This window comes from Flavobacterium sp. LM5 (assembly GCF_002017945.1).
Taxonomy (GTDB): domain Bacteria; phylum Bacteroidota; class Bacteroidia; order Flavobacteriales; family Flavobacteriaceae; genus Flavobacterium; species Flavobacterium succinicans.
Genome location: NZ_MUFX01000004.1, coordinates 109,724 through 121,572, shown reverse-complemented (window position 1 = coordinate 121,572; position 11,849 = coordinate 109,724). Strand labels below are relative to the sequence as shown.

The 11,849-nt window shown below is 33.9% G+C and carries 13 protein-coding genes; 4 read left to right on the top strand and 9 right to left on the bottom strand.

Going from position 1 to position 11,849, the window contains the following annotated elements:
• Positions 1 to 22 precede the first annotated feature (22 nt).
• Complete coding sequence (locus tag BXU11_RS12785; RefSeq protein ID WP_024982093.1) at positions 23 to 886, top strand: neutral zinc metallopeptidase; 864 nt, start codon at positions 23 to 25, stop codon at positions 884 to 886.
• A gap of 35 nt (positions 887 to 921) precedes the next feature.
• Here BXU11_RS12785 and ligA read toward each other — a convergent pair whose 3' ends face one another.
• The 5 genes from ligA to rpsF all read right to left on the bottom strand — a co-directional run bounded on the left by ligA (position 922) and on the right by rpsF (position 4,723).
• Positions 922 to 2,922, bottom strand: coding sequence for an NAD-dependent DNA ligase LigA (gene ligA / locus BXU11_RS12780; RefSeq protein WP_078212797.1), 2,001 nt, complete (start codon positions 2,920 to 2,922; stop codon positions 922 to 924).
• A gap of 72 nt (positions 2,923 to 2,994) precedes the next feature.
• Complete coding sequence (locus tag BXU11_RS12775) at positions 2,995 to 3,468, bottom strand: DUF6495 family protein (RefSeq protein WP_078212796.1); 474 nt, start codon at positions 3,466 to 3,468, stop codon at positions 2,995 to 2,997.
• Between the two features lie 101 nt (positions 3,469 to 3,569).
• Positions 3,570 to 4,013, bottom strand: coding sequence for a 50S ribosomal protein L9 (gene rplI, locus BXU11_RS12770; RefSeq protein ID WP_024982096.1), 444 nt, complete (start codon positions 4,011 to 4,013; stop codon positions 3,570 to 3,572).
• 66 nt (positions 4,014 to 4,079) lie between these two features.
• The gene (gene rpsR, locus BXU11_RS12765) at positions 4,080 to 4,376 is read right to left on the bottom strand and encodes a 30S ribosomal protein S18 (RefSeq protein WP_024982097.1); all 297 of its coding nucleotides are present in this window, start codon (positions 4,374 to 4,376) and stop codon (positions 4,080 to 4,082) included.
• A gap of 5 nt (positions 4,377 to 4,381) precedes the next feature.
• Positions 4,382 to 4,723, bottom strand: a complete 342-nt coding sequence (rpsF, locus tag BXU11_RS12760; protein ID WP_024982098.1) for a 30S ribosomal protein S6 — start codon at positions 4,721 to 4,723, stop codon at positions 4,382 to 4,384.
• A gap of 166 nt (positions 4,724 to 4,889) precedes the next feature.
• Between rpsF and BXU11_RS12755 the strand changes: the two genes are divergently transcribed.
• Complete coding sequence (locus BXU11_RS12755) at positions 4,890 to 5,585, top strand: LytTR family DNA-binding domain-containing protein (protein ID WP_078212795.1); 696 nt, start codon at positions 4,890 to 4,892, stop codon at positions 5,583 to 5,585.
• Positions 5,586 to 5,594: 9 nt separating this feature from the next.
• Here the strand turns inward: BXU11_RS12755 and priA are convergent, their stop codons facing one another.
• The 4 genes from priA to nadC form a co-directional block, all read right to left on the bottom strand.
• Positions 5,595 to 8,045 (bottom strand): primosomal protein N', encoded by a 2,451-nt coding sequence (gene priA / locus BXU11_RS12750; RefSeq protein WP_078212951.1) that lies wholly within the window; start codon positions 8,043 to 8,045, stop codon positions 5,595 to 5,597.
• Positions 8,046 to 8,195: 150 nt separating this feature from the next.
• Entirely contained in the window at positions 8,196 to 8,627 is a 432-nt protein-coding gene (locus BXU11_RS12745; RefSeq protein WP_078212950.1) for a DUF2147 domain-containing protein, read from the bottom strand.
• Positions 8,628 to 8,800: 173 nt separating this feature from the next.
• The gene (locus BXU11_RS12740; protein ID WP_078212794.1) at positions 8,801 to 9,748 is read right to left on the bottom strand and encodes a YihY/virulence factor BrkB family protein; all 948 of its coding nucleotides are present in this window, start codon (positions 9,746 to 9,748) and stop codon (positions 8,801 to 8,803) included.
• A 16-nt stretch (positions 9,749 to 9,764) separates the two neighbouring features.
• Positions 9,765 to 10,622 carry a carboxylating nicotinate-nucleotide diphosphorylase gene (gene nadC, locus BXU11_RS12735; protein WP_078212949.1) on the bottom strand — a complete coding sequence of 286 codons (858 nt, stop codon included), beginning with the start codon at positions 10,620 to 10,622 and terminating at the stop codon, positions 9,765 to 9,767.
• A 263-nt stretch (positions 10,623 to 10,885) separates the two neighbouring features.
• On the opposite strand from nadC, the gene BXU11_RS12725 reads away from it, so the two are divergent.
• Both BXU11_RS12725 and BXU11_RS12720 read left to right on the top strand, forming a co-directional pair.
• Entirely contained in the window at positions 10,886 to 11,428 is a 543-nt protein-coding gene (locus tag BXU11_RS12725; RefSeq protein ID WP_078212792.1) for a DUF2975 domain-containing protein, read from the top strand.
• A 2-nt stretch (positions 11,429 to 11,430) separates the two neighbouring features.
• Positions 11,431 to 11,634 (top strand): helix-turn-helix transcriptional regulator, encoded by a 204-nt coding sequence (locus tag BXU11_RS12720; RefSeq protein WP_024982106.1) that lies wholly within the window; start codon positions 11,431 to 11,433, stop codon positions 11,632 to 11,634.
• Positions 11,635 to 11,849: the final 215 nt, after the last annotated feature.

Here is an 11,849-nt window from a genome sequence, read left to right as displayed (position 1 = left end):
ATAACTAATAATTTTACTAATTATGAAATGGCAAGGACGAAGACAAAGTGATAACATGGAAGACCGAAGAGGGATGTCTTCGGGAGGAAAAACAATTGTTGGTGGTGGAATTATAGGGATAATTATTCTACTCTTGAATATTTTTGGTGGCGAAAATGCACAAATGATAACGCCTGTTTTAGAACAATTCAACAACCAATCACAAACCGCACCCACAGAACAAAGAGATTTAACGCCAAGCGAAGTTGAAGAAGGCAGATTTGTAAATGCTATATTGGTAGACAATGAAGATACATGGCAAAAAATTTTTCAAGAAAACAATCTCCAATTCGAACCTGCAAAATTAGTACTTTTCTCTGGCCAAGTATCCACAGCATGTGGAGGAGCCAGTTCAGCCTCTGGTCCCTTTTACTGTCCAGGAGATAAAGTAATCTATATGGATATGTCCTTTTTTGAAGAATTGCGAACTAAATTCGGTGCACAAGGAGGCGATTTTGCAGTGGCCTATGTGATTGCCCATGAATACGGACATCACATTCAAACTTTGTTAGGAACCTCTTCAAAAATGCGACAACTGCAACAAGGAAAAAGTGAAAAAGAGGCAAACAAACTTTCGGTAGCATTGGAGCTTCAAGCTGATTTTTATGCAGGACTATGGACGCACTATAACGAAAAGCAAAGGAAATTCTTAGAACCGGGTGACATAGAAGAAGCACTCAGCGCCGCACAAGCCGTTGGTGATGACGCTATTCAGAGGAAAATGCAAGGACAAGTAATACCTGATTCTTTTACGCATGGCACCTCCGAACAGCGTATGTATTGGTTTCAAAAAGGATTACAATCAGGTGACATCAAACAAGGTAATACGTTCAATACCGCATTATAAAGAAAGTGATCTACTCACTTTCTTTATAATAGGTTTTATGACTGAAGCAAAGTAATAAATGCCATTTCGGAAAGAATAGTAATACCTAATTTTGTGGCTTTTTCTAGTTTTGCAGGTCCCATATTGTCTCCTGCCACAACATAATCTGTTTTAGATGAAATGGAGCTTCCTACTTTACCGCCATTATCTTCGATTGCTTTTTTGAGATCATCTCTAGAAAATTGTTCAAAAACGCCAGAAACAACAAAGGTTTTTCCTGAAAATTTTGTGGTAGCATTAGGATTCACCTTTTCAACAATCTCCAATTGGACACCTTTAGTTCGTAATCGTTCAATAATCGCAATGTTTTCATCATTACCAAAAAAATCAATAACACTTTTGGCAATACGTTCTCCAATTTCATCCACCAAAATTAAATCCTCAAGACTCGCTTGCTCTAAAGCAGTTATTGTTTTGTAATGTTTGGCTAATTTTTTAGCTACAGTTTCACCAACAAAGCGAATACCTAATGCGAACAAAACGCTTTCAAAAGGGATTTCTTTCGATTTAGCCACGCCATTAACTAAGTTTTCAGCCGACTTTTGTGCCATTCTTTCTAAAGGCAAAATTTGTTCAATCGTTAAATCATACAAGTCTGCATAATTGTGGACTAATCCATTTTTAAACAACAAAGCTACCGTTTCACCACCAAGTCCTTCGATATCCATAGCTTTTCTTGAAATAAAATGCTGTATTCTTCCTATAATTTGAGGTGGACAGCCATAGAAATTAGGGCAATAATGATTGGCTTCACCTTCTGAACGCACCAAGGACGTTTGACACTCTGGACAAGCTGTTATATAGCAGGTAACTTCAGACTTTTCAGGACGCTTCTCTAAATCTACGGCAATGATTTTAGGGATAATTTCACCTCCTTTTTCTACAAAAACCGTATCACCAACACGAATATCTAATTTTTCAATTTGATCGGCATTGTGTAGCGAAGCTCTTTTAACAACAGTTCCCGCTAATTGTACCGCCACTAGATTGGCTACTGGCGTTATCGCTCCCGTTCGACCCACCTGATACGATATAGATTCTAATATAGTTGATACCTGTTCGGATTTAAATTTATAGGCAATTGCCCAACGAGGTGATTTAGCAGTGTATCCCAATTCTTCTTGGTACTGCAAGTTGTTAACTTTTATAACCACTCCATCCGTTTCATAAGGAAGTTGATGGCGATGCACATCCCAATACGAGATAAACTCAAAAACTTCTGCTAAATTTTTGGCTAATTTCGCCTCTTTTGGTGCTTTGAAGCCCCAGTCTCTAGCTGTTTGGAGACCTTCAAATTGTGATTGAAAAGGAAAATTATTGCCAACTAACGAGTACAACAAACAATCTAATGGTCTTTTGGCAACCTCTGCACTATCCTGTAATTTCAAGCTACCTGAAGCTGTGTTTCTGGGATTTGCGAACGGAGTTTCTCCTATTTCAATCAATTCTTGGTTCATTTTTTCAAAACCAGCGAAAGGCAAGATGATTTCACCGCGAATAGCAAAATATTCTGGATAATTCCCTTTTAATTGCAATGGAATTGACTTAATCGTTTTAATATTATTGGTAACATCGTCTCCCTGAAAACCATCTCCACGAGTAACAGCTTTAGATAACTTCCCATTTTCATAAGTGATACTGATGGAAGCGCCATCATATTTTAATTCACAGCTATAGTCAATAGGCACATTGCCTAAAACTTTCTGAATTCGAGTTTCCCAATCCAGTAAATCTTCTTTAGAATAAGAATTATCTAAAGAATACATACGATAATCGTGAACCACCGTTTGGAAGTTTTTAGTAATAGCACCTCCTACTCTTTGTGTTGGAGAATTGGTATCAAAAAATTCTGGATGTGCTAGTTCTAACTCATGAAGTGCTTTTAACTTTTGGTCAAATTCGAAATCCGAAATTTGAGGTTGATCCAACACGTAATAGTTATAATTGTGTTGGTCTAATTCGGAGCGTAACTGCTGAATCGTATCTTGAATATGCATGAAATAAAAATGGCTATTTTAGTTGTTCAAATAAGGTACTAAAATAGCCAATTTATACTTTATAAAATAGTTTTACGATTCTATAATTGTATTAATTTGATTAAACAATTGACCATCACTAAGAAAAGCCCCTTGTTGAATCAATTGAAACAAGGAATAATTTCGTTCCTCGGTAAATACTTTTTTGCCCACTTTCATTTCGATGGTTTCAGTGAACATGTTATCAGAAAGCCATTGTAACCCTTCTTTGGTCAAAAAGTCAACTTCAGGCACTAGAGCTTTCAAAACAATCGATTTTACTTCCGTATCAAAGCATTGAAATAGAAAAATATGATTTTTTGAAAAATGTTCCAAAAATTCCGCTTTAGTTAGTACACCTTCCCAAATTAAATCAGAGAAAACGTCTAATTCTTGTTCAGCAACTTCTGGTTTTTCTTTTTTAATGGTATCCCATTCCGCTTTATCAATAGATTGAGTTGCCAAAAAAGTGGTAAATTCTTGATGCAATTCTTCCAATTGTTCCTTTGTAAGTCTTGTATATTTCATTTTATAAAATTTAAACAAAAAAGTCTGTAGTTTTTGGATAAAAAAAATCCCGATTTCGTTGCTTCAACGTATCGGGATTTAAAGTATTTTGGAGATTAAAATTATGCTTTCTCAGCAACAATTTCGTATGCTACTTCAACAATTACGTCTCTGTGTAAACGAACAGTAGCAAAATATTTACCAGTACGTTTTACAATACCACTAGTAATAAATTTACGATCAATCTCTTGACCTGCAGCAGCTAAAGCAGCAGCAATATCAATGTTTGTAATAGATCCGAATAATTTTTCACCACCAGCTTTTGCAGCAATTTTAATTTCTAATGCTTTTAATGCTTCAGCAGTTGCTTTTGCATCAGCCACAATTTTAGCTTCTTTGTGCGCTCTTTGTTTTAGGTTTTCAGCTAATACTTTTTTCGCAGAAGAAGTTGCCAAATGAGCAAATCCTTGAGGAATTAGGTAATTACGACCGTATCCATTTTTCACGTTTACGATATCGTCTTTAAATCCTAAATTTTGAACGTCTTGTCTTAAAATAAGTTCCATGTTGTTGTCCTTAAATTGCAGAAGTTAGGTTTCATTTGAACGAAAACCAACAACTAATTATTTATATTATTTTAGTAAATCGGCCACGTATGGCATTAAAGCTAAGTGACGTGCTCTTTTTACAGCCACAGAAACTTTTCTTTGGTATTTCAATGAAGTACCAGTTAAACGACGAGGTAAAATTTTACCTTGCTCGTTTACAAATTTCAATAAGAAATCAGCATCTTTATAGTCAATATATTTGATACCTGATTTTTTGAAACGACAATACTTTTTAGTTTTGTTGATTTCGATGTTTAAAGGTGTAAGATATCTGATATCTCCGTCTTTTTTTCCTGAAGCAGATTGTTGTAATGTTGCCATAATGATTAAGCTTTAGTAGATTTAAGTTTTGCTCTTCTTCTTTCAGCCCAAGAGATAGCGTGTTTGTCTAAAGTTACAGTTAAAAAACGCATTACACGTTCGTCACGTCTAAACTCAGTTTCAAATGGCAAAAGAACTTCACCAGCTACTTTGTACTCGAACAAATGGTAAAAACCACTTTTTTTGTTTTGAATTTCGTAGGCCATTTTTTTAAGACCCCAATCTTCTTTCGATACCATTTCAGCTCCTCTACTAGTAAGAAATTCTTCAAATTTGCTTACTGTTTCCTTTACCTGAACCTCAGATAAAACGGGATTTAAAATGAAAACAGTTTCATAATGATTCATAAATAATATATTTATATGTTAAATTGGGCGCAAAAGTAATCTTTTTATTTTAACCTACAAGCCTAAAATTGAAATAATCGATAAAAAGCAAAATACACGCTTTAAAATTTGTTTTTGATAGTTAAAAAAAATATATTTACCTAACCAAATCATAAACTTTTACAATATGAAACTAAATTGTGTCGTAGTAGATGATAGTTCCATACAAAGAATGATCATTTCCAAACTTGTGAATAACCACCAACACCTACATCTAATTGGTGATTTCTCAAATGCGATTGAAGCCAAAAATTGCATGTCCATTCATTCAGTAGATTTAATTTTTTTGGATATTGAAATGCCTGTGATTTCAGGTTTTGATTTTTTAGACGGATTAAAAACAAAACCTCAAATTATATTCATCACTTCAAAGGCTGAATATGCCATGAAAGCTTTTGATTATGATGCTACCGACTATTTACAGAAACCTATAGCTCTAGAACGTTTTAATGCTTCGGTAAAAAGAGCTATTGACTTTCACATGTTAAAAACAGAAAATAAGGAAGAAGAAGGTGAACATATTTTTATAAAAAGCAACCTTAAAAAATTAAAGATTTTTGTTTCTAAAATTAAATGGATTGAAGCCTACGGAGATTATGTCAAAGTTGTAACTGAGGAAGAAAGCAACTTGGTACTTTCAACCATGAAATCGTTTGAAAATGATTTAAGTAAAAATAAATTTGTTCGCGTACACAAGTCTTTTATTGTAAATATTGATAAAATTGATCGATTCAATAGCAAATTTGCTGAGATCGGTGTAACTAAAATTCCATTGAGCAGAAATAAAAAAGAAGATTTAATTAAAGCTCTATCTATGAGCTAAAAGTACTCTTTAATAAAAATCAACATTGACCACAACACGAATAGCTCTATATTGAGCTACTGCTTCGAAGCTATTTAAAATTTTTGAGAGTGTCTTTTTTGTAGTACCAATGGACTTATTCAATGGTATTTTAATCATTATTGTTCGGATATACTCATTTCTTATCCTGTTAATAGCTGGCTCTTCTGGTCCTAAAACTGGAATATCCAACGTCTGACTCGTCACTTGATACAACCACATTGCACCTTCTTTAAGTTTATCAAAATCACGATGTTTTAAAGTAATCTTTATCAATCTATAATAAGGAGGGTATTTATAGATTTGCCTATCATACAATTGCTCTTTATACATAGCTTCAAAATCATTTTGAGTCACTTGCTGAATCGTGTTATGCAAAGGATTATAAGTTTGTATGATTACTTTTCCTTGCTTATCCGAACGCCCTGAACGTCCTGCAACTTGTGTCATCATTTGAAAACTTCTCTCAAAGGCTCTAAAATCAGGATGATACAACATGGTATCAGCGTTCATAATACCAACCAAACTCACTTTTTCAAAATCAAGACCTTTGGCCAACATTTGAGTACCCACTAATATTTCTATTTCATGATTTTTGAAACTATCAATTATTTTTTCAAATCCATATTTTCCTCGCGTAGTATCCTGATCCATTCGACCGATTTTAGCCTCTGGAAACAGTTCTATCAATTCCAATTCAATCTGCTCTGTACCAAATCCTTTGGAAGTTAAATCGATACTCGAACAGGAATAACAATTGGTAGGCTTGCCCATCGCATATCCACAGTAATGACAACGTAATTGATTTTTAAATTTATGAAACGTTAGACTCACATCGCATTGCGGGCATTGTGGAATATGGCCACAGGTAAGACACTCAATTACAGGCGCAAAACCACGTCGATTCTGAAATAGAATCACTTGTTCTCCCAGTGACAAGGCCAAACTAATTTCCTTGATTAAAGCATCACTAAAATGCCCTTTCATGCGTTTACGGAAGTAACTATCCTTCAAATCCACCAATTCAATAATTGGCATTGGCACTTTACCAAAACGCTCCTTTAGCGTAACAAGTCCATATTTAGCGATTTGAGTATTATAATACGTTTCTATACTAGGCGTAGCCGATCCCAAAAGAACTTTACATTTATGGTAATTAGCTAATACAATTGCAGCATCACGTGCATGAAAACGCGGAGCCGGATCAGCCTGTTTAAAGGTTTGTTCGTGTTCTTCGTCAATTATAATAGCCCCTAAGTCTTGAAATGGCAAAAAAAGTGCCGAACGCGCTCCAATTATTATTTGTGCATTTGTAGACTGTTGCAATACATTTTGCCAAACTTCAATGCGTTCGTTATTATTGAATTTGGAATGAAAAACTGCTATTTTATCACCAAAATACAAACGCAAACGTGTCACCAATTGCGTGGTTAAAGCAATTTCTGGTAACAAAAACAATACTTGCTTATTTTGTTCTAAAATAGTTTCGATCCATTTGATGTAAATTTCAGTTTTACCACTCGCGGTAACACCATGAAGCAAACAAACTTCTTTTTGCAGGAATTGATTTTGAATCGCTTCGAAAGCAGCCAGTTGTGTATCGCTTAAATTCCAATTTTCAAGATTTAATCCTGCTTTATATACCAAACGATCCTGCTGTACCAAATATTCTTCAAAAATTTCTTTGTCGATCAAAGCTTTCACCGTAGCTGTGGTCACCTTAGCCGATTCGCACAATTGCTTTATGGCTATTGGTTTTTTCTCTTTAGCATTCAATTGAAAATAATGCAGTACAATTTCTCTCTGCTTACTAGCATTCTTGAGTAATGCCAATAAATTCTCCAAACCTCCTTCAATATTGTATTGCGAATGCAATCGAACATAACGAACTAATTTGGGCTTGTAACTTTCTGAAATTTCTTCTTCAAGTACAAGCATATTTTTATCGATCATTTTTTGAATAACAGGCAGAATGTTCTTTTTATTCAAAATAGAAACAATATCATTGATTTTTAAGGTACTTTGTTGCTGCAAGGCTTGATATACTAAATATTCTTCGTCCGAAAGTTGCCCTTCTTCGATATTGGAATCTAACTTTGCCGTAACAACTGTCTCACTTTCTAAGAGCATAGCACTCGGCATGGCGTTTTTGTATACTTCGCCAATACTGCACATATAATAATTGGCTATCCAAAGCCAATGCTCAATTTGAATGGCAGTCACCACTGACTTATGATCTAAAATTTGATGAATTTCTTTGGCTTGATACAGGGTAGGTTCATTGCGATGTAACTCGATAGCAATAGCAGTATAAATTTTACTTTTACCAAAAGGTACAGCCAACCGCATTCCTTTTTGAATGAAATGATATTCTGCTTCAGAGACTTGATAAGTGAAGGTTTTAGCTAAGGCTAATGGTAAAATTACTTCTACGAAAAACATATAGTAAGGATCTTGTCTAGCGACAATTTTGAGACATTTATATTCCATTCAATGTCCAAAAATAACAAAAAAAATACCCTTAAAGTTTAATTTTATCTAGAAAAACTCTACATAAAACAAACCTCAAGGGTATTTATACTTTAAACAGACCTACTTAACGCGGTGCCATAATTGTGTTCTTCCTATTAATGCGATACCAATATATCCCCTCACCTTTAATTTATCTTTTCCTTCTAGCGTAATAAAGCATTTGTACTTTTTTCCTGTAACTGGATCCATTATACTTCCATCATTATATTCTTCAGCATCTTTTTTAAGTCCTTTTACAATAACCATTCCCAAAACTGGCTTGTTTTTATCCTCTCCTGTACACTCCGTGCACAATTTTTCTTTTTTTTGAGGATCTAAAATATCTATAATTTTTCCGTAAATCTTTCCAGACTTCTCATAAATTTCAACAATAGATTTTGGCTTACCCGTTTCGTCATCAATGGTTTTCCATTTTCCTACAACAGATTGACTTTGTACAGCACTAACAAAACTAAGACCAATACTGATGGCTAAAAGAATACTTTTTTTCATTTTTTTCATAATTTGATTTATAATCGCTACATAACTTTCTTATTTTATGAAAATTTATATTTCATTTCAGTTTTTCTTGAACCAAAAAACCGAATAATAAAAAGTATATAGCTTTTAAATAGCACTCAAAAATAACATAGTTTGTGATATTTATTATGCAACTATAACGTTTTTTATGAATTAATTTGTTTTCTATGGGACTGAATAATGGCATTGAGCTCAAAACCAAGCAAAAGCAACATGCAATTGATCCAAATATAAAACATCATAATAAGCAATGTCCCAATAGATCCGTACAATTCATTGTATTTAGAGAATTTTACCACCCAAATTCCAAAACCATAGGAAGAAATTATGATAAGAATAGTAGTAAACACAGCACCAATCGAAATAAACTTAGGCTTATGTCGCTGTTTTATTCCAAATCGCAATAAAACACAAGTAGTAAATAAAATCATTAATGATAAAAAAATGTAACGTCCCAATTGAATCAACGGTATATTATCACTTAAAACATCTTGAATTTTAGTCTGTTGAATAAACACCTCAAAAACTACTATAATTGCAACAGTAAAGAGTAACAAAAAAGAAAGAAAAAGCGACATTCCCAGCGCTACTACATATTGGTCAAACACTCCCCTTTTTTCAGTAACATGTTTAGATTCCTCAAACCCGCCCAAAATAGCACTTAAACCATTTGCCATTAAAAATATCGACAACAAAAAACCTGTTGACAATAAGCCTGAATGACTGTTATTTAAGATATCATTAATAATTCCTGCAATAGCATCATAAGTATTAGGTGGTACACTTTGCTCTACAAAGCGCAAAAAATCCTCTTGAAAACCTTCAATTGGAATAAACGGAATCAAGTTCAAAATAAAAAGAGCAAATGGAAAGAGCGCCATGAAAAAACTAAAGGCAATAGCACCCGCACGTATATTAAGTTTTCCATTCAAAAGCCCAACAATATAGGAATGCAAAAAATCATACAGTGACACCTCTTCCAACCAAAGTAATTTTTGATTTTTCAAGAAAAATATCAGCTTTTTTACAAGGACATTTTGTTTTACTTTATTCTTAATCAGAATTTCTAAAGGAATCTTCTTAGTTGAAATCATTAGGTTTGGATTACTATCAAATGGCTTTTAAACTCAAATCCATATTGTACACGGAGTGCGTCAACGCTCCAGAGGAAATAAAATCTACTCCACAGGCCGCATATTCGCTAATGGTTGTTTCGTTGATATTTCCTGAAGATTCAGACTGAAATTTGCCGTTAATCATTGCCACTGCTTTACGAGTATCTTCATAATTAAAGTTATCAATCAAGATTCTATAAATACCGTCAGACTTTAAAATTTCTTCAATTTCGGCTAAATCTCTGGCTTCTACAATAATTTTTAAATCTAAGTTATTTTCCTTTAAATACACTTTTGTCTTATCAATGGCTTTTGTGATACCTCCGGCAAAATCGATATGATTGTCTTTGAGCATAATCATATCATATAAAGCAAATCGATGGTTCACTCCTCCCCCAATGGTTACTGCCCATTTTTCGGCAGCACGAAATCCTGGTGTTGTTTTACGAGTATCTAATATTTGAGTTTTTGTACCTGCTAATAAACGAACATAACTGTTGGTTTTCGTCGCAATGGCTGACATACGTTGCATAGTATTCAACACCAAACGTTCTGATTTTAATATCGATTGTGAACTACCCGATACGTGAAAAACCACATCACCATAGCGCACAGGTGTTCCGTCTTGTATAAAGGTTTCTATTTGCAAGGAAGGGTCAACATAATGAAAAATCATTTCAGCCAATGCTACACCCGCGATTATCCCATCTTCTTTTACTAGTAATTTTGCTTTCCCTGTGGCCGATGCTGGAATACAAGCCAAGGAACTGTAATCCCCTGGGCCAACATCTTCACGAATACCATTGGCAATAAACAATTGTAACTCTTGTTGAAACTGTGCTTCTGAAATCATTCTCTTATTTTTTTGTGGTGCTAAATTAATCAAAAACGATGGCAAAAGCTAGTCTAAAAACCAAAATAAACTATCAAAATTCCTCGAAAAAAAACCAGCAAAAACAAGGGTTTTCATTAGGACTCCAACTTTTTTCAAATCCTTCATTTTCACAATTTTCTGAATTAAGGTTTTTATTCAATCAAATTAAAATAATAAATTTTTATTATTTATCAATAAATTTTTATTATTTTTGAATCAATAAACCCAAAAAACAAACTGTTATGGAAATCAGAATTAGCACCGAACAGCTACTCAAAATTCTATTTTATGTAGCCCTTTTACTTTTTGTTGGCATTTGCATTGAGTCGGGAATGTACATTTTTAATGGCATTTACACCTTCACTATCAATTCGTACAACGCCAATTTTTTGAGTCTAAAAGCACTCTATCAATTTGACCCTGGACATTATGGTGTAGTGATGCTGTTGTTAAGCATCGTTACCACCTTAAAAGCTGTACTCTTTTTTGTTATCGTAAAACTATTGCACGATAAAAACCTGAACCTTTACCAGCCCTTTAGTACAAAAATGTATCATTTTCTCTTAACCTTAAGCGGATTAAGTGTGGTAATCGCCTTTTTCTCTAATTACGGTCTCAACTACTTGAAGTGGTTGCAAGAAAAACCCATAAGCCTTCCTGACTTGAGTACATTCGCAGTAGGCGGAGGCGATGTTTGGTTTTTTATGGGCATCATCTTATTTCTGATAGCAAAAATCTTCAAAAGAGGTATTGAAATCCAGTCCGATAACGAATTAACCATATAATTATGCCTATAGTAGTCAACCTAGATGTAATGATGGCCAAAAGAAAAATGTCCCTCAACGAGCTTTCCGAAAAAGTAGATTTAACGCTCTCCAATCTTTCGATTTTAAAAACAGGCAAAGCAAAAGCCATTCGTTTCAGTACCCTCGAAGCCCTCTGCAAAGCCTTAGATTGCGAGCCAGGCGATTTACTTGAATATAAAGAATAAATCAGTTGAAAAACACAAATAAATTAAAAAAATTAACCACATAGAAGAATCATAGACAAACACTAAATAAGTAAAGAAACCAATAGAAACAGCACTATTTCACACATAGAATAGCTATGTGAATAGTAAAACGTCTATTTGTCCTTTTAAAAACTTATACTATAAATTAGTGTTCATTAGTGTTATTTGTGGCAGAAATTTTAAAAGAGGCTACC

Excerpts from the sequence above, each read along its gene's own strand:
- priA (WP_078212951.1), bottom strand. The coding sequence starts at position 8,045 with ATGTTTTTCGTAGAAGTAATTTTACCATTAGCCTTAGCTAAAACCTTC.
- rpsF (WP_024982098.1), bottom strand. The coding sequence starts at position 4,723 with ATGAATCATTATGAAACTGTTTTCATTTTAAATCCCGTTTTATCTGAG.
- nadC (WP_078212949.1), bottom strand. The coding sequence starts at position 10,622 with ATGATTTCAGAAGCACAGTTTCAACAAGAGTTACAATTGTTTATTGCC.
- BXU11_RS12725 (WP_078212792.1), top strand. The coding sequence starts at position 10,886 with ATGGAAATCAGAATTAGCACCGAACAGCTACTCAAAATTCTATTTTAT.
- BXU11_RS12775 (WP_078212796.1), bottom strand. The coding sequence starts at position 3,468 with ATGAAATATACAAGACTTACAAAGGAACAATTGGAAGAATTGCATCAA.
- BXU11_RS12720 (WP_024982106.1), top strand. The coding sequence starts at position 11,431 with ATGCCTATAGTAGTCAACCTAGATGTAATGATGGCCAAAAGAAAAATG.
- BXU11_RS12755 (WP_078212795.1), top strand. The coding sequence starts at position 4,890 with ATGAAACTAAATTGTGTCGTAGTAGATGATAGTTCCATACAAAGAATG.
- rpsR (WP_024982097.1), bottom strand. The coding sequence starts at position 4,376 with ATGGCAACATTACAACAATCTGCTTCAGGAAAAAAAGACGGAGATATC.
- BXU11_RS12785 (WP_024982093.1), top strand. The coding sequence starts at position 23 with ATGAAATGGCAAGGACGAAGACAAAGTGATAACATGGAAGACCGAAGA.
- BXU11_RS12745 (WP_078212950.1), bottom strand. The coding sequence starts at position 8,627 with ATGAAAAAAAGTATTCTTTTAGCCATCAGTATTGGTCTTAGTTTTGTT.
- ligA (WP_078212797.1), bottom strand. The coding sequence starts at position 2,922 with ATGCATATTCAAGATACGATTCAGCAGTTACGCTCCGAATTAGACCAA.
- BXU11_RS12740 (WP_078212794.1), bottom strand. The coding sequence starts at position 9,748 with ATGATTTCAACTAAGAAGATTCCTTTAGAAATTCTGATTAAGAATAAA.
- rplI (WP_024982096.1), bottom strand. The coding sequence starts at position 4,013 with ATGGAACTTATTTTAAGACAAGACGTTCAAAATTTAGGATTTAAAGAC.